This window comes from Pyramidobacter sp. YE332, assembly GCF_033060595.1.
In the GTDB taxonomy this organism is placed as follows: domain Bacteria; phylum Synergistota; class Synergistia; order Synergistales; family Dethiosulfovibrionaceae; genus Pyramidobacter.
In genome coordinates this window covers 2,079,981-2,105,642 of record NZ_CP133038.1, presented here as the reverse complement: position 1 = coordinate 2,105,642, position 25,662 = coordinate 2,079,981, and the positions used below count along the sequence as shown (strand labels likewise).

The 25,662-nt window shown below is 60.6% G+C and carries 19 protein-coding genes, 8 tRNA genes and 1 riboswitch; of the genes, 25 read left to right on the top strand and 2 right to left on the bottom strand.

Translation table 11 applies throughout. From position 1 onward, the window contains the following. The first annotated feature begins 36 nt into the window (after positions 1-36). From fumC to RAH42_RS09935, 5 genes are all read left to right on the top strand, one after another. Positions 37-1,452: a class II fumarate hydratase gene (gene fumC, locus RAH42_RS09955; protein ID WP_317539397.1), complete on the top strand. Its 1,416-nt coding sequence runs from the start codon at positions 37-39 to the stop codon at positions 1,450-1,452. A 7-nt stretch (positions 1,453-1,459) separates the two neighbouring features. After that, positions 1,460-2,290, top strand: coding sequence for a M55 family metallopeptidase (locus tag RAH42_RS09950; RefSeq protein ID WP_009164556.1), 831 nt, complete (start codon positions 1,460-1,462; stop codon positions 2,288-2,290). 190 nt (positions 2,291-2,480) lie between these two features. Next, positions 2,481-3,965: an NAD(P)/FAD-dependent oxidoreductase gene (locus tag RAH42_RS09945; protein WP_317539396.1), complete on the top strand. Its 1,485-nt coding sequence runs from the start codon at positions 2,481-2,483 to the stop codon at positions 3,963-3,965. Then, positions 3,962-5,203, top strand: coding sequence for an FAD-dependent oxidoreductase (locus RAH42_RS09940; RefSeq protein WP_317539395.1), 1,242 nt, complete (start codon positions 3,962-3,964; stop codon positions 5,201-5,203). The genes RAH42_RS09945 and RAH42_RS09940 overlap by 4 nt, the downstream gene beginning before the upstream one ends. Then, the gene (locus RAH42_RS09935) at positions 5,200-5,580 is read left to right on the top strand and encodes a DUF1667 domain-containing protein (protein ID WP_317539394.1); all 381 of its coding nucleotides are present in this window, start codon (positions 5,200-5,202) and stop codon (positions 5,578-5,580) included. Before RAH42_RS09940 ends, RAH42_RS09935 begins: the two co-directional genes overlap by 4 nt. 344 nt (positions 5,581-5,924) lie before the next feature. Here the strand turns inward: RAH42_RS09935 and RAH42_RS09930 are convergent, their stop codons facing one another. Next, complete coding sequence (locus RAH42_RS09930; RefSeq protein WP_317539261.1) at positions 5,925-7,718, bottom strand: IS1634 family transposase; 1,794 nt, start codon at positions 7,716-7,718, stop codon at positions 5,925-5,927. Between the two features lie 765 nt (positions 7,719-8,483). On the opposite strand from RAH42_RS09930, the gene RAH42_RS09925 reads away from it, so the two are divergent. From RAH42_RS09925 to RAH42_RS09870, 12 genes are all read left to right on the top strand, one after another. Next, the gene (locus RAH42_RS09925) at positions 8,484-8,717 is read left to right on the top strand and encodes a ferrous iron transport protein A (protein ID WP_317539393.1); all 234 of its coding nucleotides are present in this window, start codon (positions 8,484-8,486) and stop codon (positions 8,715-8,717) included. 88 nt (positions 8,718-8,805) lie between these two features. Then, positions 8,806-9,039 (top strand): FeoA family protein, encoded by a 234-nt coding sequence (locus RAH42_RS09920; protein ID WP_009164563.1) that lies wholly within the window; start codon positions 8,806-8,808, stop codon positions 9,037-9,039. Next, on the top strand, positions 9,039-11,543 hold the full coding sequence (gene feoB, locus RAH42_RS09915; protein ID WP_317539392.1) for a ferrous iron transport protein B: 2,505 nt from the start codon (positions 9,039-9,041) through the stop codon (positions 11,541-11,543). The genes RAH42_RS09920 and feoB overlap by 1 nt, the downstream gene beginning before the upstream one ends. 91 nt (positions 11,544-11,634) lie before the next feature. Beyond that, positions 11,635-11,955: a hypothetical protein gene (locus tag RAH42_RS09910; protein ID WP_078015980.1), complete on the top strand. Its 321-nt coding sequence runs from the start codon at positions 11,635-11,637 to the stop codon at positions 11,953-11,955. A 150-nt stretch (positions 11,956-12,105) separates the two neighbouring features. Beyond that, positions 12,106-12,810 (top strand): DUF4198 domain-containing protein, encoded by a 705-nt coding sequence (locus RAH42_RS09905; RefSeq protein ID WP_317539391.1) that lies wholly within the window; start codon positions 12,106-12,108, stop codon positions 12,808-12,810. A 43-nt stretch (positions 12,811-12,853) separates the two neighbouring features. After that, the gene (locus RAH42_RS09900; protein ID WP_009164567.1) at positions 12,854-13,003 is read left to right on the top strand and encodes a FeoB-associated Cys-rich membrane protein; all 150 of its coding nucleotides are present in this window, start codon (positions 12,854-12,856) and stop codon (positions 13,001-13,003) included. A gap of 76 nt (positions 13,004-13,079) precedes the next feature. Further along, the gene (locus RAH42_RS09895; RefSeq protein ID WP_009164568.1) at positions 13,080-13,895 is read left to right on the top strand and encodes a DUF4198 domain-containing protein; all 816 of its coding nucleotides are present in this window, start codon (positions 13,080-13,082) and stop codon (positions 13,893-13,895) included. Between the two features lie 563 nt (positions 13,896-14,458). Beyond that, positions 14,459-17,221 (top strand): isoleucine--tRNA ligase, encoded by a 2,763-nt coding sequence (gene ileS, locus RAH42_RS09890; protein ID WP_317539390.1) that lies wholly within the window; start codon positions 14,459-14,461, stop codon positions 17,219-17,221. 117 nt (positions 17,222-17,338) lie between these two features. Next, on the top strand, positions 17,339-18,283 hold the full coding sequence (locus tag RAH42_RS09885; protein WP_317539389.1) for an RluA family pseudouridine synthase: 945 nt from the start codon (positions 17,339-17,341) through the stop codon (positions 18,281-18,283). A 180-nt stretch (positions 18,284-18,463) separates the two neighbouring features. Next, positions 18,464-19,435, top strand: a complete 972-nt coding sequence (locus tag RAH42_RS09880; protein ID WP_317539388.1) for a TAXI family TRAP transporter solute-binding subunit — start codon at positions 18,464-18,466, stop codon at positions 19,433-19,435. Positions 19,436-19,541: 106 nt separating this feature from the next. Further along, positions 19,542-21,482, top strand: coding sequence for a TRAP transporter permease (locus RAH42_RS09875; protein ID WP_233543546.1), 1,941 nt, complete (start codon positions 19,542-19,544; stop codon positions 21,480-21,482). Between the two features lie 98 nt (positions 21,483-21,580). After that, the gene (locus RAH42_RS09870) at positions 21,581-22,222 is read left to right on the top strand and encodes a histidine phosphatase family protein (RefSeq protein WP_317539387.1); all 642 of its coding nucleotides are present in this window, start codon (positions 21,581-21,583) and stop codon (positions 22,220-22,222) included. 135 nt (positions 22,223-22,357) lie between these two features. Here RAH42_RS09870 and RAH42_RS09865 read toward each other — a convergent pair whose 3' ends face one another. After that, positions 22,358-24,007, bottom strand: a complete 1,650-nt coding sequence (locus RAH42_RS09865; protein WP_317539386.1) for an NFACT family protein — start codon at positions 24,005-24,007, stop codon at positions 22,358-22,360. A 111-nt stretch (positions 24,008-24,118) separates the two neighbouring features. On the opposite strand from RAH42_RS09865, the gene RAH42_RS09860 reads away from it, so the two are divergent. The 8 genes from RAH42_RS09860 (at position 24,119) to RAH42_RS09825 (ending at position 25,303) form a co-directional block, all read left to right on the top strand. After that, positions 24,119-24,194: transfer RNA gene (locus tag RAH42_RS09860), tRNA-Ala, on the top strand. Positions 24,195-24,207: 13 nt separating this feature from the next. Further along, positions 24,208-24,285 (top strand) — tRNA-Pro (locus tag RAH42_RS09855). A gap of 15 nt (positions 24,286-24,300) precedes the next feature. Then, a tRNA-Gly gene (locus tag RAH42_RS09850) sits at positions 24,301-24,376 on the top strand. A gap of 7 nt (positions 24,377-24,383) precedes the next feature. Continuing rightward, positions 24,384-24,460, top strand: a tRNA-Arg gene (locus tag RAH42_RS09845). Positions 24,461-24,491: 31 nt separating this feature from the next. Beyond that, positions 24,492-24,568, top strand: a tRNA-His gene (locus RAH42_RS09840). An 8-nt stretch (positions 24,569-24,576) separates the two neighbouring features. Beyond that, a tRNA-Lys gene (locus tag RAH42_RS09835) sits at positions 24,577-24,652 on the top strand. A 470-nt stretch (positions 24,653-25,122) separates the two neighbouring features. Beyond that, a tRNA-Leu gene (locus RAH42_RS09830) sits at positions 25,123-25,207 on the top strand. A 20-nt stretch (positions 25,208-25,227) separates the two neighbouring features. Beyond that, positions 25,228-25,303 (top strand) — tRNA-Lys (locus RAH42_RS09825). A 105-nt stretch (positions 25,304-25,408) separates the two neighbouring features. Next, a riboswitch (TPP riboswitch) is annotated at positions 25,409-25,511 on the top strand. Positions 25,512-25,662: the final 151 nt, after the last annotated feature.

Genomic DNA, 25,662 nt, shown 5'->3' with positions numbered 1-25,662 from the left:
TCTTTTCGTCAACGGAAAGAAAGGAGCGAGTTATCCATGGATTCCCGCATCGAAAGAGACAGCATGGGCGAGATCGCCGTCCCCGCCGAGCGTCACTGGGGCGCGCAGACGCAGCGCAGCTACGAGAACTTCCGCATCGGCACGGAGACGATGCCGCGCGGGATCATCGAAGCCTTCCTGATCCTCAAGAAAGCCGCCGCCGCGGCCAACGGCCGCCTTGGCGCGCTCGACGCCGAAACCGCCGCGGCGATCATGCACGCCGCCGACGAGCTGCTGGCCGGCGGCCGCTGGGACGAATTCCCGCTCAAGGTCTGGCAGACGGGCAGCGGCACCCAGAGCAACATGAACGTCAACGAAGTGATCGCCCATCTCGCTTCCGAGCATTTGGGGCGGAAGATCCATCCCAACGACCACGTCAACCGCAGCCAGAGCAGCAACGACACGTTTCCCACGGCGCTGCACGTCGCCGCCGTGCTGGCCGTGGAAAAGGGAGTGCTTCCCGCGCTGGAAAAGATGCGCGAGTGCTTGCAGGCCAAGTCGGAACGATACATGGATCTGGTCAAGATCGGCCGCACGCACCTGCAGGACGCCACGCCGCTGACGCTGGGCCAGGAGATCGGCGGCTGGGCGCGCATGCTCGAACGCTGCCAGGCCATGATCATGACCGCCGTCGAGTTCATGAAGGATCTGGCCCTCGGCGGTACGGCCGTGGGTACCGGCCTGAACGCGCCCGAACAGTTCGGCAGATTCGCGGCGCAGGAGATCGGCGACATCACCGGCGTGGATTTCCGCACCGCGCCCAACAAGTTCCACTCGCTCACCAGCCGCGACGAGATCGTGGCGCTGCACGGCGCGCTCAAGGCGCTGGCCGCCGATCTGATGAAGATCGCCAACGACGTGCGCTGGCTCGCTTCCGGCCCGCGCTGCGGCCTCGGCGAGCTGAAGATCCCCGCGAACGAACCGGGAAGTTCGATCATGCCCGGCAAGGTCAATCCCACCCAGTGCGAGGCCGTGACCATGGTGGCCGTGCAGGTGATGGGCAACGACGCGGCCGTGGGCTTCGCGGCGTCGCAGGGCAACTTCGAGCTGAACGTGTTTTTGCCCGTGATCGCCTACAACTTTTTGCAAAGCTGCCGCCTGCTCGGCGACGCGATGAACTCCTTCACCGACCATTGCCTGGCCGGACTGGAGGCCGACGAGGCGCGCATCGCCGAGAACCTGAGCCGCAGCCTGATGCTGGTCACGGCGCTGGCGCCGAAGATCGGCTACGACAAGGCCGCCGAGATCGCCAAAAAAGCGAACGGCGAAGGCACGACGCTGCGCGAAGCGGCGCTGGCGCTTGGGTACCTGTCGGCCAAGGAATTCGACGCGGCCGTCCGTCCCGAGCTGATGGTCGGGCGCCCCGTGAGGGCCGTGAAGCCGCCCGCCGCGAAATCGGCGGAAAAGGAGTAACCGTCCGATGAGAATTTTTATCAGCGCCGACATGGAAGGCGCCACGGGCGTCACGTCCATCGCGCAGTGCGACAGCCGCCGTCCGGAATACGCTTTCGGCTGCAGGATGCAGCAGCGCGACGTGCTCGCGGCGGTGCGCGGCGCTCTGGACGGCGGCGCCGACGAGGTGATTGTCAACGACGCTCACAGTCACATGACCAATCTGGACATTGGTGAGTGGCCGAAGGGGGCGCGGCTGACCAGCGGCTCGCCCAAAACGCTGGGCATGATGGAAGGCTTCGACGAGTGCGACGGCATCTTCTTCCTCTGTTACCATGCCATGGCCGGCACGCGGTGCGCGGTGCTGGATCACACCATCGATCCGAACGTGGTTTACAGCGTGAAACTGAACGGCCTTGAAGTGGGCGAGATCGGCATCAACGCCGCGGCCGCTTCCGGCAAAAAAATCCCCGTGGCGTTGGTGACCGGCGACGACGCCGCCTGCCGCGAAGCCCGCGCCCTGTGGGGCGACACAGCCGTCACCGCCGCGGTGAAAAAGGCTCGCGGCCGCCTGGCCGCGACCTGCCTGGGACCGGAAGAGACTTACAAGATCATTTACGACGCGGCCATCAAGGCGGCGCAGCTGGTGCGCGGCAAAAAAGCGCCCGTGCTGGACTTCGCTCCGTCCTGGATCGCCGAGATCGCTTTTCTCAAGACCGCTCAATGCGATGTCGCCGCAACGCTGCCGTTCGTCGAGCGCCTTGACGGCCGCCGCGTCCGCTTCGGCGGCTCCGACTCCGTGGAAATGCGCCGCTGCGTCAGCGCCGTGCTCGATCTGGCGGGGACCGCGCCATTCTAACGCTGAAAGTATGGGCCGATTCCGTCCGCGGCGACGGGATCGGCTTTTTGCAGCCCATGAGATTCTGGGACAGGAGGCCGAAAAAAGTCGTTCCGCGCTGCAATAAGCCGTCAGCTTTTGTTCGGCGCGGCGTCCTTGTGTTCGAATTTTTGATGAAGAAACAGCGCGACAATCTTTGGGGGGATGGCAATTGAAGACAGACTATGACGTGGTCGTCGTCGGAGGCGGCGTGGTGGGGTGCGCCGTGGCACGGGGGCTGGCGCAGTATCGCATCGGCGCCTGTCTCGTCGAACGCGAGCTTGACGTGTCGCTCGGCACAAGCTGCCGCAACAGCGGCGTGCTCCACTCGGGCATCAACTACAAGCCGGGCACGCTCCGCGCTGAACTGGCCGTGCGCGGCAACGCCATGATGGACGATCTGTGCCGCGACTTGAAGGTGAAAATCCGGCGCATCGGCAAGCTGACAGTCGCCCTTGACAGAGACGATCTGCCCGGCATCGAACGTCTTCACGCTCAGGGGCAGGCCAATGGCGTGCCGGGCCTGGAGATCATCGGTCCGGCGCGCATGCGTCAGATCCAGCCCGACGTACAGGGGATCGCGGCGCTGTGGTCGCCGACCAGCGCGATCATCTCGCCTTACGGCCTGACGATCGCCCTCGCCGAAAACGCCAAGGCCAACGGCGTCGACATCCGTCTCGATTGGCCGGTGGCGAACGTGAACGTGCTGCCGCAGGGGCGCGGCTTTGAAGTGAGAAACGATCGCGGCGACATGCTCACCTGCCGAGTGCTGGTGAATGCGGCGGGACTTTTTGCGGCGAAAATCTGCGAGATGGTGGGCATCGGGGATTATCGCATTTATCCCTGCCGTGGCGAATACTATGTGCTCGACAAGCGCCTCGGCGGTTCGTTGCGCACGCTGATCTACCCCACGCCGAATCCGAAAAATCCCGGCCTGGGCATTCACCTGACGCCGACGGTGGACGGCAATATCCTTATCGGGCCGAGCGCCGATTATCAGGATTCGCTTCGCTGGACCGGAAACGAAGCGTCGGTCATGGCGTCGCTGCGTGACGAAGGGCTCAAGCTGTTGCCCGACATCCACGTGTCCGATTATATCCGTACGTTCGCCGGCCTGCGCGCCAAGCGGACGCCGCCGGAAGTCGGCGGCAACGCCGATTTCGTGATCGAGGACCGCCCTGACGTGAAAGGCTTCATCAACGTGCTCGGCATCGAGAGCCCGGGGCTGACCAGTTCTCCTGCGATCGCGGAGATGGTGCTCGGTTTTGTGGAAAATCATCTGGAACTGCGGCGCACCCCGGATTTCAACGGCGCACGTCCTGGCAACGCTCTGTCGTTCAGCGAGCGCAGTCCCGAGGAACGCGCCGACATGATCGCTGCGGATCCGGATTACGGCGAAATGATCTGTCGCTGCGAGGGCGTCAGCAAACGCGAAGTACTGGACGCGCTCGACAATCCGCTGGGCGCGCGAGCCTTCGTCAGCCTCAAGTACCGTTCCCGCGTCTCCATGGGGCGATGCCAGGGCGGCTTCTGTTTTCCCCGTATCGTCCGCCTGCTGCGCGAGGAGTTCGATTGGGAGTGGGAGGACTTTGTGGATCACAGCGCTGCGTCCGCCATGTTTTCAGGCTGTGCGCTCGACGGGGGTGAAAACCGGTGATCGGGGAAAGACACTGCGGCGTCGCCGTGATCGGCGGCGGTCCCGCCGGCCTGGCGGCGGCTATCTCGGCCTGCGAGGCCGGTTGCCGCGACGTGGTACTGGTCGAGCGCGACCGGCTCTTGGGCGGCATTCTCAATCAGTGTATCCATGACGGTTTCGGCCTGCATCGTTTCGGCGAGGCCATGACCGGTCCCGAGTACGCCCAGCGCGACATCGACCGCTTCGGCGAATTGGGGCTCGAGGCCATGACCGAGTCGATGGTATTGGAACTTTCGAAGGAGCGCGAGCTGCTCGTCAGCCGTCGCGGCGAGATGGTCCGACTCAGAGCGGACGCCGTCGTGCTGGCCATGGGGTGCCGCGAGCGCCCGCGCGGCGCTCTGTCGATCCCCGGCACGCGCCCGGCGGGCATTTACACGGCCGGGGCCGCGCAGAATCTTGTCAATCTCGAAAACCTGATGCCCGGCAAAAAGATCTGCATCCTCGGCTCCGGCGATATCGGCCTGATCATGGCACGCCGCATGACCTTGGAGGGAGCCGGTGTCGAGGCGGTTTTCGAACTGCTGCCCTACTCAAGCGGCCTGCCGCGCAACATCCAGCAATGTCTGAACGATTACGGCATTCCCCTTTATCTGAGCACGACCGTGACCGATATCGTCGGCGACGACCGCCTCGAAGCCGTGCAGGTGTCGCGGGTGGACGAAAAACGCCGCTCCATCCCCGGTACGGAGCGGATTTTCGAGTGCGATACTCTGTTGCTGTCCGTCGGGCTGATCCCCGAAAACGAACTGACGCGCATGGCCGGCATCGAAATGAATCCTGCGACCGGCGGTGCGGCGGTGGATGACGACTTTATGACCAGCGTCCCCGGCATTTTCTCGTGCGGCAACGTGCTGCACGTGCACGATCTGGTGGATTGGGTCTCTCTGGAGGCGGCCGAAGCGGGGGCGCGCGCGGCGGCTTATGCTCTCGGACGATCTCCTTGCAGAGAGAGCATCGTCGTTCGTCCCGGCGCCGGCGTGCGTTACACTACGCCTTCGCGGATCAGCGGCGAAAAAGACGTGTCCATTGCGTTCCGTCTCGTCTCTCCCGGCCGTGACCGCTGTCTCGTCGTGAGCGCCGATGGCCGTGAGATCCTGCGTGAAAAACGGGTGCGCCTTCATCCGGCCGTGATGGAACATCTCGGAGTCAGGGCCGCTGATCTGAAGGGCTGCTGCAGTTTGGAGGTGTCGGTGCAGTGAGCGAACGCCGCGAATATATTTGTATCGTCTGTCCCAATGGCTGTCCTCTGCAAGTCGAGACGAGCGGCGGCGAAAAAGCGAAGCTTGTTTCGGTGACGGGCAATCTGTGTCCGCGCGGCGCCAGATGGGCGAAGCAGGAAGTGGAGGACCCGCGCCGTACCATTGCCACGAACGTGCTGGTGGAGGGCGGCACGCTGCCCGTGGCGAGCGTGCGCACGCTTGATGCCGTCCCGTTGAAGGAAATCATGGCCGTGCGCGAAAGCCTGAAAGGAATCGTGCTCCATGCGCCGGTCCGGGCGGGCGACATCGTGGCCGATCATCCGGCCGGAGTCCCTTGCCGCGTCGCCGTCACGCGCCATGTGCCTCGCAAGGGCTGATTTTTCGTGATGAAATAGAATTTATGAAGTAAGGGGCTTGCGAAAATTCCGGATGGATTTCGCGAGCCCCTTTGTATTCGCACCGGTTGATTCTAATACTAATTCTTGATAGAAAGTATTAACATAGTTTCCTGGGCGCTGCGGAGGAGTTCAGTCGCTCAGGACTCCCTCGACCGCTGCGCGGTCTGCGCAGCTCGCTTTGTGAATCTCCTCCGCAGCGCCTCTGCATTCGGCATTTTAATTGAGAAATAGTATAAACTCTTGATAAAAAACTTAACATCCCGACTTTTCCAAGGGGAATCGAAGCCAAGCTCAAGCAGCATCAAGAGTAAGCGCGATTTTTTTCAACCGCGAGATCTACGGATAATCCCTCCTGTCGCCTCCCGTGCAGCAAAAGGCAGTCGACAAGCGAGTTTGTTCTTGAGATCGGGATAGGCTTCCATCATATTGACGGGTGCGATTCCAAATATCTGCATCACGGCGTCGGCCGACGCGATGTCCGCGTTCTTTCTCTCCGGCGTGCTGCCGTCGTGTCCCAGTCGAAGGCTGATGGGCGTGCTCCTGGCTCTGCCGCTCAGGACGGTGACGTTCTGCTGGCGCATGAGTTCAACGAGCTTGTGAGGCGAGATGTCTCTGATGCCCTTCATGCGGATGAGGTGACAGGAAAGACGTTCCAGAACCAGCGCAAGGTAACAGACGAGGAAGTGCCCGCGGATGTGTTCCGGCGTCCAGACGAAAACCGGCCTGGCATCGAGGTTGCTCTTGAGTACTCGAAAACATTCCTCGACGCGCCAAAGCCGGCGCAGGTTCGCGAAGATCTCCTGCGGGGAGGCGTCCTTGTTGGAGGTGGCGATGACGTAGAAACCCGCCTGCTTTTTACGCTTTTCGTAGAGAGAGGTGTTCACCTCGTATTCGCCTTTCTTCCCTTTCTTGCTCTTCAGAAACTGTCTTGAGCCGTGTTTCATGGATGTCTCGACGGCTGAGGCTCCCTTCGCGACCAGTTCTTTCCCCTTCGTCCACAATTCCTCCAGAACGTCCAGGTCATGGTGGTGCCGTTTCAGCGACCAAGTGACGATGATGCCTGCGTCACGTTCGGGATCCGCTCTGGCGTCCAGACGCTTCATCTTGAACACGTCCTCGTGGAACCGTTCGCTGTGCTCCCAGTTCTCCTCGGAAAGAACCCGCTCCTTCACGTCCTTTTTCAGCCGACTGATGCTCTGGGCCACGATGTAATCAAAACCCTCTTCCGCAAGGTGCTGCAAGTTGAGCTTGCAGTTGAGCCCGCGATCCGCGACGACCGTGACTTTCCCCAGTCCGGAATTTACCTTGTGCTTCCGGACGACCTGCAGCAGGGTCTTGATCTCCGACGTGTTACCGCGGAACAGCTCATAGTCAAGAGGGATGCCGTCGGCGTCAACGAGCAGTCCCATCACCACCTGCACCTCATTCGTGCGGTTCTCCTTGGACATCCCGCGCGCGCGAAGTTCGTCGGAATCAAAACTCTCGAAGTAAAACGTGGTGCAGTCGTAAAGCGCGACAGTCATCGTTCGCTCGTAGATATCCGCGATCCCCTTGTTGACGTTACGTATCAGGACATCCTTGCTCCCGCTCAGGAGCCCGAGAGTTTCGTAAAGGTCCGCCTGGGTGAGGGAAGAGAAATCGAAGACAAAGTTCCCGCGGTATTCGTGCGTCCGTTTTTTCGAACAAGGCGCCAGAATGCGCAGTGCGGCGAGGAAGAATGCGGCAAGGTCGAAGTCGAACTTGAGTCGGTGATTGCGTCGATACTGTTTGAACCAGACGTCCAGCCCAAGGCGTTCCCATAATCTGCGGTAAAGGGCGATGCCGTAGTTATAAATGCCCGCACAGTCCGGTTTATTGTTGGGTGCACATGTTGCGACCTGATCCTTAAGCGTCTGCGCTTTGAGGCGTTCTGCAAGATCTGCGTTTGCCCTCAACTCAGCAAGATCCGCCTGAATTCTTTCGTCGATGTCCGGCTCTGTGAGGCGGCGTTTGTTCAGGTCGCCGTACGTGCGGATCGTTTTTCCGGAACTGCGTTTGATGAGAGGATTGTAAGTCTCCTCGACGATGGCCGCGTAAAGTCTGCCCTTGTTTTTCATCAGTTTGATTCGGAAACTCATGCTGACCTCCGGGAGGACGATTCCTCAAGGAGTATTATAACATATTAAGCGATTCTTAAGCGTATATTCAAAAGTCATAAAAACTCCCTGCCGAAAGAGTTATTGCAAGTCTTTGCGCTTCTTCGATTTCTAAAAGTCGGGAAAAAACTTAACATGGCCCGCTGGCCCCCGAGGGCGCTCTGGCGCTCAGGACGATCTCGCCTGCAGCGCAGTTCGTGGTGCGGATCTCCCTCGAGGCGCTCTCCCTGCCCAGCGTTTCAATCAAGAAGGAGTACAAGATTTTTGGAAGGCGGGGCGGCGGATTTGTCATTGAACACGACGCAAGAAATCCCGTTCTTATTGACAGGAAAGAAATCAGTTGTTAGAATCTCGGTAAGTTGTGTATAACTAACTCATGTCGGATTCCTGATGATTCCGGAAAGCAGTGGATGCTTTGTTCCGAATTCAGTTGATTGCCATCGATACGGTCAAGCGAGCGACTGCCGCGGAACGAAAAAGACTCATCGAGCGTGGGCTCGCTGCACGGAACGGGATCGCGCTTCTGTGACGATGATGTGCCTGTTTTGAACAGAAAAATGCATCGGCTCTGAAGCATTGCATCGTGAGAAAGCAGGAAAAAGACAAAGAACAAGAGATCCGCCGTCGATAAGTTCCATTAAGAATTCAGTAAGAATACGAATGTGCGCATGCGGAGACCCAGTGCAGGATCCGAGACGGGAAGGTCTCTCCGAAAAACGAATGCCGCGCAGTCTCAGGAGGTTTCCTATGTTCCCTCTCTCTTTGGCGCCGCTGAACGTCGATCTGAAAATCGTCAATCCCGGCGGCGACGCAAGAATGTCCAAGCGCCTCGAAAGCCTGGGATTGAGCGAAGGCAGCATCCTCACCCTTCTGCAGGAACGGGACGGCGACGTCATCGTCCGGCCGGCGGGAGGCGCGAGCAGCCTGGCGCTGGACCAAAACGTCGCCGCGCACCTGATGGTGACCGTGAACGACTCGTAATTTTTCGCGGGGCCGGCGGGAAGATGGACCGCGTGCGCGGCGGAAATTCCGAACGCACGCTTTTACTGTTTCGAGAGAGGTGCAGACGATGAACGAAACGACGTTGGCGGAACTGGCTCCGGGAGAATCGGGGCGAATCGTGAAGATCGAGGGCAGAGGGATCCTCGCCCAGAGGCTGGTGGACATGGGGCTGTATCCCGGCGTCGCCGCGAAGGTCGTCCGCCGCGCGCCCCTCGGCGACCCGATCGAGGTGGACGCCGAAGGCGCGCTGGTCAATCTGCGCCGCGAAGAAGCGCGTTTCGTGAAAGTGAAAAAACTCTGATGGCAAAGAAGATCATCGCCCTCGCGGGACAGCCGAACTGCGGCAAATCGACCGTCTTCAACAGCCTGACGGGAGCGAAACAGTTCGTGGCCAATTATCCCGGCGTCACCGTCGACAAGATGATGGGCTGGTATAAACGAAACGGCGAAGACGTGGAAGTCATCGACCTTCCCGGCACGTACAGCCTGACCTCCTATTCCCCCGAAGAGCGCGTCACGCGCGACGTGCTCCTCCACGAGCCGCTTTCCGCCGTCGTGAACGTCATGGACGCCGCCAACCTGAAGCGCAGCCTGTACCTGACGCTCCAGCTTCTGGAGATGGAGATCCCCCTCATTCTCGACCTGAACATGATGGACGTGGCCGAAAAGCTGGGCGTCTCCATTGACGTTCCGGGACTTTCGCGGGAACTCGGCGCGCCGGTCGTGACGACGGCCATCACCCAGGGGCGCGGCCGCGAAGATCTGCTGCAGGCCGTCGCCGACATGTCGCAGTCCGGCGTCCGCGCCAGCCTCGCCGTTTGCGAGCTCTATCCCGACCTGAAAGACGCCCTGGACGACCTGGAGGCCCTGTTGAACCGCGAAGAGAGTCTGAAGGGCGCCTTCCCCATTTCGTGGCTCGCCGTCAAACTGATGGAAGGGGATCCCGCCGTCGCCGCGCTGCTGCGCGGCAAAGCGAAAGGGAGCGCGTCCGTCCTTGCGCGGGCGGAAGAATGGCGCGCGCGGTTCGAGCGGGAAAAGGGCGTGAGCGCCGACATCTACGTTTCAGGCCAGCGCAGCCGCCGGGCGGCGGCCATCGCCAAACGCCTCGCGGCCAAAAAGGAGGCCGCGAAAGCGCCGCTCTCCGAGCGCATCGACCGGGCCGTCTGCAACAAGTTCTTCGGCCCCGTCTTTCTGCTTTTCGTCATTTACGGATTCTATTACCTTTCTTTTATCCAGGGCTACAATCTCACCCACTACACATGGCCCGTCCTCGCCGGCGTCCGTAGCTTTGCGGAACGTATCCTTCCCCAGCCCGGGCTCATAGACGTTCCCATCGTGCGGGAATTCGTGCTCTGGATCGTGGATAACCTGAACGCGCTCTTCAACTACATCCCGATCTTCTTCATCCTCTTCGCGCTCATCGCCGTGCTGGAGGACAGCGGCTACATGCCGCGCATCGCGTTCGTCCTGGACCGCATCCTCAGCCGCTTCGGGCTGCACGGGCAGTCAACGCTGCCGATGATCCTCGGCGGCGTGGTCCTGGGCGGCTGCGCCGTTCCGGCGGTCATGGCCACCAAGGGAATCCCCGACGAAAAGTCGAAGCTGGCGACGATCCTGACGCTCCCCATGCTCAACTGTCAGGCCAAGCTGCCCTTGTACTTCCTGCTCATCGGCATCTACTTCAACGAGACGGTGCGCCTGCCCCTGCTGGGGAACGTCAACCAGCAGGCCATCGTCATCGTCTTCATTCAGACGATCAGCCTGCTCTTCGTGCTGCCCATCGCCAAGATCCTTTCGATGACGGTGCTGAAGCACAAGGAAACGGCGCCGTTCATCATGGAGATGCCGCCCTATCACATCCCCACGCTTCGCGGCGTTTTAGGGCGGGCGGTCGAGCGGATCTGGCTGTACGTCCGCAAGATCACCACCGTCGTCGCCGCCGTCGCCGTGGTCCTCTTCGTCCTGCTGCGCTTCCCCGGCCTGTCCCCGGAACGCGAAGCCCAGTACGAGGCGGAGAAAGACCGGGCCGTCCAAGTTTTTCTCGACGCGGCGAAGAACAAAAAATTCGGACGAAATCTCACGAACGAAGACGATGTCCTCAACCTGATCCTCTACCAGCAGGGTTACCGGGAATTACTCAAGTCCGGGGCCTCCGCCGAGAAGAAAAGGGCCTACGGACTCACGAATCCCGACTTTTTCGAGATCATCCAGAACAGGAAGGATCCTGAAGCGAAGGCGCTCGAAAAGGAGCTCAAAAAGCTGATCGTTTTCCGAACGAACGCGCTGACGGCCATCCGCAAGGAACGCATCGACAACAGCCTGCTCGGCAAGGCCGGCCGCGCGCTGGAACCTATTTCACGTTACGCCGGCTTCAACTGGCGCGTCAACGTCGCCGTGCTCAGCACCCTGGCGGCCAAGGAGAACAGCGTCTCCACGCTGGGCGCCCTTTACATCAAGGAAGCGGATGACGGCGAAGCGAAGAACGCCGACACGCTGGAACAGCGTATGAAACGGCAGGAGGAAGACCTCACGCCGCTGCACGCGATGGCTCTGATGCTCTTCATGGTGCTCTGTCCGCCCTGTCTGCCCACGATCATGGCCATCCGCGTGCAGACCGGCTCCACCAAATGGATGTTCTTCGCCTTTTTCGTGCCGCTCATTCTCGGGCTGCTCGCCGCCGTGCTCGTTTTTTCCGGCGGCTCCGCCCTTGGCCTGACCGGATTTCAGGCGATGTGGATCTTCTACCTGATCCCGCTGACCCTGACGATCCTGCTGGGGCTGATCAAGACCAAGAGGACCTATTAACCTGTCCCGAAAAGGCGCGCATATACTGCGGCAGACTGCGGCATTCCCCGCCGCTGGACTGACATACAAAATTCAAACGGAGGTTTTGAGGATGAACAGAAAGTTATGGACTGGCGTGATAACGGCCGTCTTCATCGCGGCGCTCGCAGGCGCCGCTCTGGCCCATACCCCGCTTTTCTCCTGCTGGGACAACGGCGACGGCACGCTCTCGTGCGAGGGCGGCTTCTCCGACGGTTCCTCGGCCGCGAACATCCCCATCCGCGTCACCGACGAGAAGGACGCCGTTGTGTTCGAGGGCAAGCTGGACGAGAGCGGCGAGCTGACGTTCGACAAGCCGCAGGGAGCCTTTTCCGTCACCTTCGACGGCGGCCCCGGGCACACGCTCACCGTCAAAAGCGGCGACATCAAGTAAGGCGGCCTGAGTGAATCAGGCCAGGATACTGATTTCAAAAAAGAAAAGGAGCGTATCGTACGTGAAAAAAGCGGCCCTGTTGTCGATATGCGCGCTGTTTGCCGCGGTTCTCCCCGCTTCGGCGCACTTCCAGATGCTCTATACCCCGAGATGATTCTGGACAAAGGCGGAGAGATTCCCCTGAAGCTTGTGTTCACCCATCCTTTTGAGGCCGGACACACGATGGACATGGAGACCCCGCAGGAGTTCTTTGTCGTGAACAAGCAAAAGAAGACGGATCTGCTCAAGACGCTGAAGCCCATCACCTGGACGAGCCTGGAGAACAAGGGCAGGGGTTTTGAGACTTCTTTCAAGCTGAGAGGTATGGGCGATTACGTCTTCTGTCTGGCCCCGGCTCCTTATTTCGAAAAGAGCGAGGACATCTATATCCAACAAATCACCAAAATGATCGTAAACAACGGCAGTCTCCCCACGGAGTGGGATGCCGACATGGGGCTCAAGGCGGAGATCGTGCCCTTGGACAAGCCCTATGCGATCTGGGCCGGCGGGATGTTCCGCGGCGTCGTGAAGAGCGAAGGGAAGCCGGTCCCCTTCGCCGAGGTCGAGGTGGAGTACATGAACCATCGCCCCGACCTGAAGAAGAACGCCTTCGAAAGGAAGGGCGCGGTCTCCGCTCCCCACGACGCCTTTGTGACTCTGACGATCAAGGCCGACGCCAACGGCACGTTCGCTTTCGCCATGCCCAAGGAGGGATGGTGGGGATTTGCCGCTCTGGGCGTCGGCCCCGATACGGAATTCAAGGGCAAGGAGCTCTCGCAGGATGCGGTGATTTGGGTTCAGGCTGCCAAGATGTAGTTCGTTGAGGCACTCTGCGGCAGAGAGAGGAGGTTTTCAGACCATGGGCGCACAGGAGCTGATCGTTGTCCTGATCGCGCTTGCCGCCGGAGGATACCTGCTTCGCGGCTGGATCGTTTCCGCACGGCAGGGACGCTGCGGCGGGTGCGGATGTGGGTGTGGGGGCAGAAAATGCCCTCCGGACGAGGAATAATCGAGGGAGTTTCGTCCCTCTCGAAAGAATCGACATGACATTCGATGTATACACAACACTAAGGAGGAGAATTTTCATGCGCAAGATTTTTTCCGTACTGCTTGCAGGGGCGTTTTTTGCGGCTTCTTTCGGCGTTTCCGCCGAGGCTCACGAGTTCTGGGTGAACGCCGAGTATAAGGACGGCCTTCTCAAGGCCGATTTGGGCTACGGGCACGAGTATCCCGATCCCGAACCCATTGCCGCGGACCGTACGCATCTCTTCGAGCCCTTGAAGCTCATTACCGCCGAGGGCGCGACGGAGATGGCCCAGACCGGCGCCGACAACTTCCACTACGAGGCGGCGGCCGACCTGAAAAAAGGCGACTATTTGGTGATCGGCAACTACAAGCCCACTTTCTGGGCCAAAGGAGCGGAAGGATGGAAACAGGCGGACAAGGCCAAGTACAAGGAACTGACGAAGGCCGATGCGACTTATGCCGAGGAAGCGGCGATGTACGCCAAGCTCGTCCTGAATCTTGACGGCGCCGAGGGGATGGATGTCATCACCAAGCCGGTGGGACAGCGTCTGGAGATGGTGCCGCAGGTGAATCCGGCGACGGTGAAGCCGGGACAGCGCTTCCCCGTTCTGATACTCGTCGACGGCAAACCGGCCAAGACGGCGGAAGTGAAAGCCGTTTACGCGGGTTTTGCCGGCGACACGAAGGACGGCGATCCCGCCAACGAGTACAAGGCGTTCTATGGGCGTACCGACCTGAAAGGCATCATCAACATCATTCCCTCGAAAGCCGGCTATTGGAACGCCTCTGTGGAAGTGAAAGTGCCTTATGCCGACAAGACCGTCGCCGACGAGTCCGTCCTGGTATCCCGTCTGACGTTCATGATCGCGGAGTGATCCCGGTTTCACGAGAACGACGAATTCTTATACTATTTCTTGATAAAACGCATGAACACAGTTTACGGGGCGCTGCGGGGAAGTTCAGTCGCTCGGAACTCCTTCGACTGCTGCGCAGCTCGCCTTGTGAATCTTCCTCGCCGCGCCTCTGTGTTCGGCCTTTTAATTGAGAAATAGTATGAATCTTACCGCAAACGAGCGGCCCCGCCATTTCTCTTTCAAGGCGGGGCCGCTTTTCAATGGCCGATGGTGCGGGGATCGTCCCGACACGAAAACGATTGACGAAGCAGAGCGGGACTGCTAAAATCACATTCAACACTACTTATTACGGAGGTGGAGAAGATGTATGCGGCTGAGTGTCAGTACAAAGGCGTCATTATTATTATAGCGGCGGCCGATGCATCGTGTTCTCTTCCTCTGGCGACGCTATAATTTGTCGTGGAGCAATACAGGGAGGACGGGGCGCGGCTCTTTCCTCCCTGTTGTTTTTGCGGTGTGTTCGGACAGGTTCATGAATTCCGCCTATGACGCGGAGCACAATTTAAATCAAGAGGTGAGGCATCATGTCGGTTGACTACAAATCGACGCTTCAGCTGCCGGTGACGGAATTCCCCATGCGGGCCGGACTGGCGAAGAGAGAACCGGAAACGGTCAGATTCTGGGAACAGAACGAGATTTACAAAAAAATGCTGGAGAGCAACAAGGACCGCCGCTCCTTCATGTTCCACGACGGGCCGCCCTACGCCAACGGCGCGATCCACATCGGGCACGCGCTCAACAAGTCGCTGAAGGACTTCATCGTCAAGTACAAGTCGATGCGCGGCTACTACGTGCCTTACGTGCCGGGCTGGGACACGCACGGGCTGCCCATCGAGCTGAAAGTGCTCAAGGACGAGCACCTGAACAAGGACACGACGCCGGCGCTCGAACTCCGCTCCAAATGCCACGACTACGCGCTCAAATGGGTGGACGTGCAGCGCGAGGGCATGAAGCGCCTGGGCTGCTTCTCGCTCTGGGACGAGCCGTATCTGACGTTGAATCCGGAATTCGAGGCCCGCGAACTGGAAACGCTGGCCACGATCGTGGAAAAAGGTTTCGTCTACCGCGGTACCAAGCCCGTGTACTGGTGTATCGACTGCCAGACCGCCGAAGCCGCGGCCGAGATCGAGTACGCCGACGTCACGTCGCCCTCGGTGTTCGTCGCTTATCAGATGGACGATGACGCGGCGGAGCGATTCCCCGCGCTGAAAGGACGCGACGTGAACGTCGTGGTCTGGACGACGACGCCCTGGACGCTGCCCGCCAGCCGCGCCGTGACGCTGAACGCCAACTTCGACTACTCGTTTTTCGAGGTGGGCGACAAAGTTTACCTGATCGCCGACGGCATGGCCGATTCGGTGTCGCGCGACACTGGGCTCGATTTCTCCAAACGCCTGCTGACCGTCAAGGGCAAAGACTTGGAATTGCTCGCCGCCAATCATCCCATGTATCCCTGCAAAACGCCGCTCGTGCTGGCTCCATACGTCACGCTCGAGGCCGGCACCGGCTGCGTTCATACGGCGCCGGCCTACGGCGTCGAGGATTTCGAGACGGGACAGCGCTATCACATCGAAAATTACAATCCCGTCGACGCCACGGGACATTACAAGTCCGACACGCCCGTCGTCGCCGGCCTGGATCTGGACAAGGGCGGCCGCAAGGCGCTGGAAGTGATCGAAGCCAACGGCCGTTTGCTCGGCCTGAAGAAGATCTCGCACTCTTATCCGCACTGCTGGCGCTGTCACAAGCCCGTCATTTTCCGCTCCACGCCGCAGTGGTTCATCGACGTCGCCGCGTTCAAGAAACGCGCGCTCGACGTGATCGACAACGAGGTGAAATGGATCCCCGGCTGGGGACACGACCGCATCTACAACATGGTGTCCGAGCGCTCCGATTGGTGCATCAGCCGTCAGCGCGTGTGGGGCGTGCCGATCCCGGCGTTCGAGTGCGAAGACTGTCATGAAACGATCCTCGATGCCGCCCGTATCCGCCGCGTCGCGGAAAAAGTCGCCGGGGCCGGTTCCGACGTCTGGTGGGCGAGCACGCCCGAAGATCTGCTCGGCGATCTGGCGGTCTGCCCTCGCTGCGGCAGTCGTCATCTGAAGAAGGGCGAAGACATTCTCGACGTGTGGTTCGATTCCGGCGCGAGCCACTTCTCCGTCATGGACGTGCCCAGCCGTCCCTATCTGAACTGGCCGACCGACCTGTATCTCGAGGGGGCCGATCAGCACCGCGGCTGGTTCCAGACCTCGCTGCTCACTTCCGTGGCCGTGGCCGGAAAAGCGCCGTACCGGGCCGTCCTGACGCACGGCTTCATCGTCGACGAACAGGGGCGCAAGATGTCCAAATCGCTGCAGAACGGCGTCGCTCCCGAGAGGATCACGAATCGCGACGGAGCGGACATCCTGCGCCTGTGGGTGGCTTCCGCCGACTATCGCAGCGACGTGCACATCTCCGACGGCATCATCAAGAACCTGTCGGAGGAATACCGCCGCATCCGCAACACGGCCCGCTTCATGCTCGGCAACCTGAACGGCTTCGAGCCGGCCAGGGATTCCGTGCCGTTCGGCAAGATGCCCGAGTTCGACCGTTGGGCCATGTCGTTGCTGAACCGCGTCGTCGAGCGCGTGACGGAAGGTTTTGAGGCGTATGATTTCCACATGCCCATCACCGTCATTCATCAGTTCTGCGTGAACGAACTGAGCTCGTTCTATCTCGACGCCAGCAAGGACCGCCTTTACGCCGACGCGGCGGACGGCCTGAGCCGCCGCGCCTGCCAGACGGTGATGTGGAAGGCCGTCTGCGCGCTGGCGCGCATGCTCGCGCCCGTGATCAGCTTCACCGCCGAGGAGATCTGGCAACAGCTGCGCACGATCGAGCCTTCGCTGGCCGAGAGCGTCTTTCTGGGCGGCTGGCCGGAAGCGGATCCTGCCGAGACGGACGGCACGCTTGTGGAAAAATGGGAGAAAGTCCAATTCCTGCGCGGCCTCGTCAGCAAGGCGCTGGAAGCCGAACGCGCCGCCGGCAAGATCGGCCAGGCGCTGGAAGCTCGCGTCGCCGTCGCCGCGCCCGAGTTCTACAAAAACGCCATGAGCGCCGAGGACTGGGCGATGGTGTGCATCACTTCGGGCTTCGAGTTCGGCGAGACGGTGGAAAGCGACGACGACATCCGCGTCGAAGTGTTCCCCGCCAAAGGCACGAAGTGTCCGCGCTGCTGGAAGTACGAAGAGACGTCTCACGCCGACGGACTGTGCCGCCGCTGCGCGTGCGTCATTGAGAAAAAGTAGTCTGGAATAAATCGAAACGCCGAAAATGTTCCACGTGGAACATTTTCGGCGGACAGAGTACAATGAAGGGAGCGAAGATTCTTCGCTCCCTTTTATGATGGAGTGGTGATCGATCGAATGGAAAACGCGAATCGCGAAATTTACGAGCTGGCTGTCCCCGAAGAGGATTCCGGCGCGCGCCTCGACCTTTTTCTCGCCGGCGAGCTTTCGCTGTCGCGCAGCCGCGCCCGAAGCCTGATCGACGGAGGCGCCGTCAGTTCCGGACAGGTGAAAAAGATTCGCCCGGCCTTCAAAATTCAACCCGGCCAGATTTACCGCGTGGAAATTCCCGAGGCCGCGCCGGCGGAGATCGCGGCGCAGGACGTGCCCTTTGACGTGGTCTACGAGGACGACGACGTGATCGTGGTCAACAAACCGGCGGGCGTGGTCGTGCATCCCGGCGCCGGGCGTCCCGACGGCACGCTGGTCAACGGCCTGATGTTCCGCTATCCGGAGATCGGCCGCATCGGCGATTCGGTGCGGCCCGGCATCGTTCACCGTCTCGACGCGGGCACGTCGGGGCTGATGATCGTGGCCCGCAGCGACGCGGCTTTTCGCGGCCTGACGGAGGCGTTTCAGGCGCACGAAGTGCTCAAGGAGTATCTGGGGCTGGGCGTCGGCACGCTGAGATCGTCCGAGGGCACGGTGAACGCGCCGATCGGCCGCGATCCTCGCAACCGCCTGAAGATGTGCGTGTCGTGGGACGGGCGCGAAGCCGTGACCGATTACAAAGTCCTCTGGACGCGGGCGCGTTACACTCTGATCAGGGTACGGCTGCACACGGGCCGCACGCACCAGATCCGCGTGCACATGCGCGCGCTCGGCTGTTCGCTCGACGGCGACACGCTCTACGGCCCCAAGGATCCGGCGCAGCACATCCTCAAAGACCGCGTGTTTCTGCATTCGTGGCGGCTGGGGTTCCGCCATCCCGTCGGCGGCGAGCGGCTCGAATTCCGCGCGCCGCTGCCGCCGGAACTGATCGCGGCGCTGCGCGTGCCGCTGTCGCAGCCGCAAGACGCGTGACGCTCTGAACGGGATGCCGCGGCTGAATATTTTATCGGCGATAAAAATATTCATGCGCAAAAAACGCGCGCACGGCGCCGCGTCGATTGAAAAGTTTATTTTTGTAGAGTATAGTTAGCCTGCTCGCCATTCCGAGGTTCTCCCCCGACGGGAGCCTCGCTATTATTGAAGGAGGAAAAAATGAGAAGAAACGCATGGACAGCATTGGCCGTCGGCGCGGCGTTGACTGTGGGAGCCGCGGCTTCGTTCGCGGCCGATCACAAGATCTCCGGCAGCTTTCTGATGGGGACGGGCAGCGCCACGGGGAATTACTATTCCTTCGGCAGCGTGCTCGCGCAGGTTATCAACAGCCATACCGGCGCCAACATCACCGTCAGTTCCACGGGCGGCTCGGTGGAGAACGTGCGCCTTCTCAAAAAGGGCGAAAACGAGATGGCGCTGGTGCAGACGGACGTGAACAGCTACGCTCTGAACGGCGTGGAGCAGTTCGCCAGCGGCGCGGTGACGAATTTCTCGGCGATCACGGCCTGCTATCCCGAAATGGTGCAGATCGTGGCGAGCAAAGCCAGCGGCATCAAGAGCGTGGCCGACATGCGCGGCAAGCGCATCTGCGTGGGCGCGGTCGGCTCGGGATACGAGGTGGCGGCCCGCCAGATCCTCGGCATTTACGGCATGAACTACGACGACATCGACGAGCGCTTCCTGAGCCAGTCGGAGGGCAAGAACGCCCTTCAGGACGACCAGATCGACGCGTTCTTCATGTGCTCGGGCTATCCCAACGCCAACGTGACGGAGCTGTCGCTGATGGGCAAGATCGAAGTGATCTCCATCGACGACGAGCATTTGAAGCTGTTGCAGGAGAAGTATCCGTTCTACGCGCCGTTCACGACGCCCGACGATCAGTACAATCTCGGCCACCCCGTCACCTCGGTGGCGGTGATGTCGATGCTGGTGGTACTGAACGAGATCTCCGACGACGACGTGTACGCGATGACGGTGGCGATCTACGATCATCTCGACGAGATCCGCGCGCTCAACAAGAAGGGCGAATACATGTCGCTCGAAGGCGCTTTCCGCGGCATCCCCGGCAACATCCATCCCGGCGCGGCCCGCTTCTACGAGGAGAAAGGGCTGAAGGTCCCCGGAAAGTAAACGGCGCGCGGCCGCGGGGCCGCGATTCCATGGCATGATGCCGGACGGTTCGATCGCTGCGGACCGTCCGGTTTTTTCCTGAAAGGGGAGGCGGCGCTTGAGCTTTTTGAGTCGAAAAAAACTGAACGAAGTTCCGCAAAACGTCGATCTGTCCGAATTGGAGCGCGATTCGCGCTATCGGATCTTTTCCGGCGGCATGAAAGTCTTTCTGACGGTCGTGCTGACGTGTTTCGCGCTGTTCCAGCTTTACGCTTCGCTGAGCGGGAGGTTGCCGCAGCAGATTTTGCGCTACGGGCATCTGGGGTTTGCCATCAGTCTGGCCTTTATCATCTATCCGACGACGAAAAAGTCGAGCCGCCGCAGGATCAATCCGCTGGACGTGATCTTTGCGCTGACGTTCCTGACGGTGATCATGTATTTTATCGGCAACTTCAAGGCGCTACAGCTGCGCGCCGGCGAGTATACGACGCTGGACACGGTCATGGCGGGGCTGGGCGTTTTTCTGGTGCTGCTGGCCTGCTGGCGCGTGGTCGGCCCGCCGATCGTGATCATCGCCTCGTGCTTCATGCTGTACGGCCTGATGGGCGCGCGCGGCTTTTTCGCCGTGCAGATGCCGGGGTTTCTGGCGCAGCGCGGCTATCAGCTGCCGCGAATCATCACGCATCTTTTCATCACCACGGAGGGCGTGATCGGCAACCCGATCGGCGTGTGCTCGACGTACATTTTCCTGTTCATCCTTTTCGGTTCCTGTCTCGAAAAGACGGGGATCGGACAATTCTTCATCGACCTGGCCAACGCGCTGGCCGGCTGGGCCGTGGGCGGCCCGGCCAAGGTGGCGGTGCTTTCGTCGGCGCTGCAGGGCACGGTCTCCGGTTCTTCGGTGGCGAACACCGTCTCGACGGGCTCCTTCACGATCCCGCTGATGAAGTCGCTGGGCTACGAGCCGGAGTTCGCCGGCGCGGTCGAAGCGGCGGCTTCGACGGGCGGGCAGATCATGCCGCCGGTGATGGGGTCGGCGGCGTTCCTGATCGCCGAATCGGTGGGGATCCCCTATTCGCAGCTGATGCTGGTGGCGCTGATCCCGGCGCTGCTGTACTTTTCGGGCATCTGGATCATGGTGGACTTCGAGGCGCGCCGCAAGGGGCTGAAGGGGCTGCCGCGCGAAAAGCTGCCGCCCGCCAAGCCGCTGCTTCTGCAAAAGGGGCATTTGGTGCTGCCGCTGGCCGCCATCATCTACTTCATGCTGTCGGGTTTCACGATCACGCGCTCGGCGCTGTGGGGCATCATGATCGCCGCGTTGGTGCCGTTTTTGAAAAAGAGCACCTGGGTCTCGCCGAAGCAGATTCTCGAGGCGCTGCCGCTGGCGGCGCGCAACATCGTCTCCGTGGCGACAGCCTGTGCGACGGCGGGCATCATCGTCGGCATGGTGACGCTGACGGGGCTGGGGCAGCGGATCGGCGGCGGCATGTTCCAGGTCGTGGGCGGCAACGTTTTCCTTGGCCTGATGTGCGCGATGATCACGTCGCTGGTGCTGGGCATGGGGGTGTCGACCACGTCGAACTACATCATCACCTCGACGGTGGCCGCGCCGATCCTCATCCATCTGGGTATCCCGTTGCTGGCGGCGCACATGTTCTGCTTCTACTTCGGCATCATCGCCGACATCACGCCGCCGGTGGCGCTGGCGGCCTACGCCGGTTCCGCCATCGCCAAGGGCAATCCGTTCAGGACGGGCGTCAACGCCTCGAAGCTGGCGATCGCGGCCTTCCTCGTGCCCTACATGTTCGCGCTCGACCCGAAGCTGATCATGATCGACGGCACGTTCCTCGAAGCGCTGCCGATGATCGCCACGGCGCTTGTCGGCCTGTTCGGCATCGGCGGGGGGCTGATCGGCTACATCAACGCGCCGATCGAATCCTATTGGCGGCTGCTGATGATCGCGGGCGGCCTGGGACTGTTGATCCCCGGCACGATCAGCGACCTGATCGGCGCGGCGGTGATTCTGGCGGTTTATTTTTTCACCCGGCGCAAAAAAGCGGGCGAATAAAAATCAGGCCGACGACGTTCCACGTCACCGGCCTGTCTGGGAAGAAAACGAACGCGGTTCGCGCGGCGTTTGCGAAGAACGGAAAGGACCGAGCTGAAATGAGACTTTTCATGGTGCGCCACGGAGAGACAAAATGGAACCGCGAGGGGCGCTTTCAGGGGCAGATGGATATCCCGTTGAACGAGACGGGATTGGCGCAGGCGGACCGCGCCGCGGAACGTTTTCGCGGCTTTCCGCTGGAGGCGGTATTCGTCTCGCCGCTGTCGCGCGCCCGCGTCACCGGGGAGAAAATCTTTGCGGCGGCGAAATGCGGGCAGCTCGTGAGCGACCCGGGATTTATGGAGATCAATCACGGCGCGTGGGAGGGGCTGACGTTCGAAGAGGTGTCGGTCCGGTACGGGGCGCTGCTGGAGCGGTGGCGCACGAGCCCCGACGGCGTGAAGATGCCCGGCCCCGGCGGCGAATCGCTGGAAGACGTGCAGCATCGCGCCGTCGCCGCGCTAAAGCGCACGGCGCTGAACTGTCGCGGCGACACGCTGCTGGCCACGCACGACGCCGTGCTCAAGACGCTGATCTGTTATTTTCTCGGCGTGCCGCTGTCTCATTACTGGCGGCTGAAGATCCCCAACTGCAGCGTCTCTTACGTCGAATTTTTGAACGGAACGCCCCAAGTGGGACTGCTGGGCGACGTCAGCCACCTTGGCAACGGTTTCGACAGTTTTGTCTCGAAGAGCCTGTAAGGGTGTTTGCGGCGGGAATAGGGCCGTATTCGAAAAGAGCGAAAAAGGCACGGCGATCCGAAGATCGCCGTGCCTTTTTCCGTGTCGTTTTTTTCGAGCTTTTGCGTTTTGTGCACGTCTTTTGTTTGAACGCGGTCAGCGGCGTTCGATGATTTCTTTCCAGTCGTTGGGACCGACGAGGACGGTGCTGGGGCGCTTGTAGGTGACGTTGGCGGGGCCGCCGCCCTGGATGTGGCGGACCTGCTTCTTTTCGGCGTAATCGACGACCGAACTGCGGTCGCCGCATTCGCTGTAACGCAGCGCCAACGACGCGGCGGCGCGCACGGCGCGTTCCCGCTCCGCCGCGTCGGCGGGGGGATTCTTGAGGATCACATGCGAGCCGGGGAACTCGTGCACGTGGAACCACAGGTCGTCGGGCGCTGCTTCCTGAAACGTGACATACCGGTTGCCGCGCTCGTTCATGCCCACCAGGATCAGGCTGTCGCCCAAAGCGAAGCGCAGATGGGGCGGCAACGTTTTTTTCGCTTTGCGGGCGCGGGCGTCCTTTTCTTTTTTGCGGCCGTCGTCGTATTGCTGGGCTATCTGTTCGCACAGTTCCGTCAGTTTTTCCGCGCTGGCGACGCGCTTCAAATTAGCTTCCAGCGCGGCGAGATCGTTCAATTCCGTTTGCAACGCGGCGACGCGCTCTCTGACGACGGCCACGTCGGTGCGGAATTTCTGGTATCTCTTGAAATAGAGTTTTGCGTTGCCCTGAAGGTCGAGCGCGGGATTCAGCTTGACCTCGACGGTTTTTTCTCCGTCGGCGTCCCAGTATTTCAGCGTGACAAAGTCCTGATGTTCTCTGACCTTGCCGAGATTTTGCAGGAGCACTTCGCCGGCGGCCCGATAGACGTCGCAGTTTTCGGCCTTTTGGATCTGGCTGAGCAGATCGCCGACGTGCTTGGCGCGCCGGCCGCGCTGGCGCTCGAGGATCTTCAGCGCTTTGGCGGCGAGGGTTTTCAGCGCGCGGCGCTCGATCTCGCCGGCGATGTAGGCGCGGCAGAAATCCAATCCAGCGCCGTCGTAAACTTCGGCGCCCGGCAGCGCCGCGCCGAGGGCGGTCAGATATTTGCCGAAGCGCTGAAAGATTTTCGGCTCGCCGAACAGCGCCGCGCGGACCATGTCTTTGCAGCCGTTTTGCCAAAGCCGCGTCAGTTCGTTCGCCAGCGGCCGGCCGATGCCGCGCGGCGCTTTCAGGAACGCCGTCAGTTCGGCGTCGCTCATGCCGGGACGGGGCAGCTCTCCCGGAATGGGCGGCGGCGGCGCGTAGGGCGCGCCGGGGACGATGGAACGATAGCGGTTCACTTCCGGGTACACGTGTTTGGCCGCTTCGAGGATGACGCCGTTCTCGTCGGTGAAGAGCGCGTTGCTCATGCGGCCCGTGAGTTCCAGGATCAGCGTCAGTTCCCTGCTGACGCCGCCGCCGACGAAGCGCTGGAATTCCATCGTCAGCACGCGGTCGCCGGGGACGCATTTCACGTCCGTCATCGAGCCGCCGCCGAGATGCCGCTGCAGCCCCATCGCGAACGGCGTCTTCACGCTCTGGCTGCGTAGGTCGCGCAGCTCGTCGGAGCCGATCCGGCAGATGCCGAAAGTTTCCGGATTCCACGTGAAAAAAATCGAGCCGGCGTTTTTGAAGGTCAAAGCGCACCAGTCGCTTCCCGCTTCGATGCGCTGCAGCTGGCAACCGACGCAACGCCGAAGCTCCGGCGCCAGCGCGCTGATAAGTTCCGGTCCGTAGTTCATGATTCAGTTCTCCTTGAATAATAAAATCTCGCTGCCGCAGGTAGAGTATCTCAAAAATCCCCCCTTGACAAGAACAGCCTTTGAGTCTAGAATGCAACCTGTTGGTTCTGAGGGGCTGTGGCGCAGTTGGGAGCGCGATTCGTTCGCAACGAATAGGTCGAGGGTTCGAATCCCTTCAGCTCCACCATATTCTCTCAATTCGGGGTGTAGCGCAGTCTGGTTAGCGCACCTGCTTTGGGAGCAGGGGGTCGAAGGTTCGAATCCTTTCACCCCGACCAGTGGATGAGGTTTGTGCGGAAATAGCTCAATTGGTAGAGCACTAGCCTTCCAAGCTGGGGGTTGCGGGTTCGAGTCCCGTTTTCCGCTCCATTACCGTGCGCCGGTAGCTCAGTTGGATAGAGCAACGGCCTTCTAAGCCGTGGGCCACGGGTTCGAATCCTGTCCGGCGCGCCATTTTCATCCGCGCAGTTCGCAAGGCAATATGGTGGGTGTAGCTCAGTTGGTTAGAGCGGAGGATTGTGGATCCTCAGGTCGAGAGTTCGAATCTCTTTACCCACCCCAATTCATATGGATCGTTAGCTCAACTGGCAGAGCATCTGACTCTTAATCAGAGGGTTACAGGTTCAAGTCCTGTACGATCCACCAAGCTCAGTAAATCCAAGGCGTCGAAGCGTTTTTCGCGTACCCTGTGCGCGTTATGCGCTTCGGCGTTTTTTGTGGGCGCAGATGACGATGAAGCGGACAAGACGAGAGACGGGACGAATCGTGTCGTTTTGTTCCAATATTGTTTCTCGATTGAAATGTTGCGATCAAAAGCGCCCGGAGAGACCTCCGCCGCTCGGACATACGGCCTTCCTCGGGGCGCTCGGCGCTCTTTGTCACTGAGTCCTGTTTCTTAAGGCGTCAGTATCAAATCTCGTCACGAGGTCCCCGCTCGCGGGAAAAAGCGCTCTTGTCCGCGTTATGTCTCGGCTCTCTCAAAGTATCTGCTTTGTTTACGACCTTGAAATAGCTGAATATTTCGACTTCAAACGATCATTTGCTCCCGACGGAAAATCCACTTGTCACGTCCGGCGCGGGGATGCTATAATTCCCCGTGTCGTGCGAGGCGCGTTGCGAGGGTGGCGGAATTGGCAGACGCGCCAGACTTAGGATCTGGTGCCTTCGGGCGTAGGGGTTCAAGTCCCCTCCTTCGCACCAAGTTCATAAGTTTTAAATATGGATCGTTAGCTCAACTGGCAGAGCATCTGACTCTTAATCAGAGGGTTACAGGTTCAAGTCCTGTACGATCCACCAGAGTATTTCTCCCGGCCTTTCAAGCCGGGTTATTTTGTATCGTTCGCGGGCGATGGGGAGTTTTGCGGCAGCCGACGGAAACGGCCGTCTGTTTTCACAATTGAATAATCTGACGCGGGGAGCTGGAAACGGCTGAGAGGAAGCGCTGAGCTTCGACCCGGAACCTGAATTGGATAATGCCAACGGAGGGATGTAAGATGCGTGAACGAACGTAATGGCGGTGTCCGACAGGGTGCCGCTTTTTTGTTTGCCGGAAAACCGTCTGGACCGGCAGCGGAGCCGGCGTCGGCTCTGTACAGACAGATGGACAGGAAAGAGAGCGGAAGTTTTTTTCGGGAGCACGTTTTCAAGGAGACCAG

Excerpts from the sequence above, each read along its gene's own strand:
- fumC (WP_317539397.1), top strand. The coding sequence starts at position 37 with ATGGATTCCCGCATCGAAAGAGACAGCATGGGCGAGATCGCCGTCCCC.
- RAH42_RS09950 (WP_009164556.1), top strand. The coding sequence starts at position 1,460 with ATGAGAATTTTTATCAGCGCCGACATGGAAGGCGCCACGGGCGTCACG.
- RAH42_RS09930 (WP_317539261.1), bottom strand. The coding sequence starts at position 7,718 with ATGAGTTTCCGAATCAAACTGATGAAAAACAAGGGCAGACTTTACGCG.
- RAH42_RS09925 (WP_317539393.1), top strand. The coding sequence starts at position 8,484 with ATGTTCCCTCTCTCTTTGGCGCCGCTGAACGTCGATCTGAAAATCGTC.
- RAH42_RS09920 (WP_009164563.1), top strand. The coding sequence starts at position 8,806 with ATGAACGAAACGACGTTGGCGGAACTGGCTCCGGGAGAATCGGGGCGA.
- feoB (WP_317539392.1), top strand. The coding sequence starts at position 9,039 with ATGGCAAAGAAGATCATCGCCCTCGCGGGACAGCCGAACTGCGGCAAA.
- RAH42_RS09910 (WP_078015980.1), top strand. The coding sequence starts at position 11,635 with ATGAACAGAAAGTTATGGACTGGCGTGATAACGGCCGTCTTCATCGCG.
- RAH42_RS09905 (WP_317539391.1), top strand. The coding sequence starts at position 12,106 with ATGATTCTGGACAAAGGCGGAGAGATTCCCCTGAAGCTTGTGTTCACC.
- RAH42_RS09900 (WP_009164567.1), top strand. The coding sequence starts at position 12,854 with ATGGGCGCACAGGAGCTGATCGTTGTCCTGATCGCGCTTGCCGCCGGA.
- RAH42_RS09895 (WP_009164568.1), top strand. The coding sequence starts at position 13,080 with ATGCGCAAGATTTTTTCCGTACTGCTTGCAGGGGCGTTTTTTGCGGCT.
- ileS (WP_317539390.1), top strand. The coding sequence starts at position 14,459 with ATGTCGGTTGACTACAAATCGACGCTTCAGCTGCCGGTGACGGAATTC.
- RAH42_RS09885 (WP_317539389.1), top strand. The coding sequence starts at position 17,339 with ATGGAAAACGCGAATCGCGAAATTTACGAGCTGGCTGTCCCCGAAGAG.
- RAH42_RS09880 (WP_317539388.1), top strand. The coding sequence starts at position 18,464 with ATGAGAAGAAACGCATGGACAGCATTGGCCGTCGGCGCGGCGTTGACT.
- RAH42_RS09870 (WP_317539387.1), top strand. The coding sequence starts at position 21,581 with ATGAGACTTTTCATGGTGCGCCACGGAGAGACAAAATGGAACCGCGAG.
- RAH42_RS09865 (WP_317539386.1), bottom strand. The coding sequence starts at position 24,007 with ATGAACTACGGACCGGAACTTATCAGCGCGCTGGCGCCGGAGCTTCGG.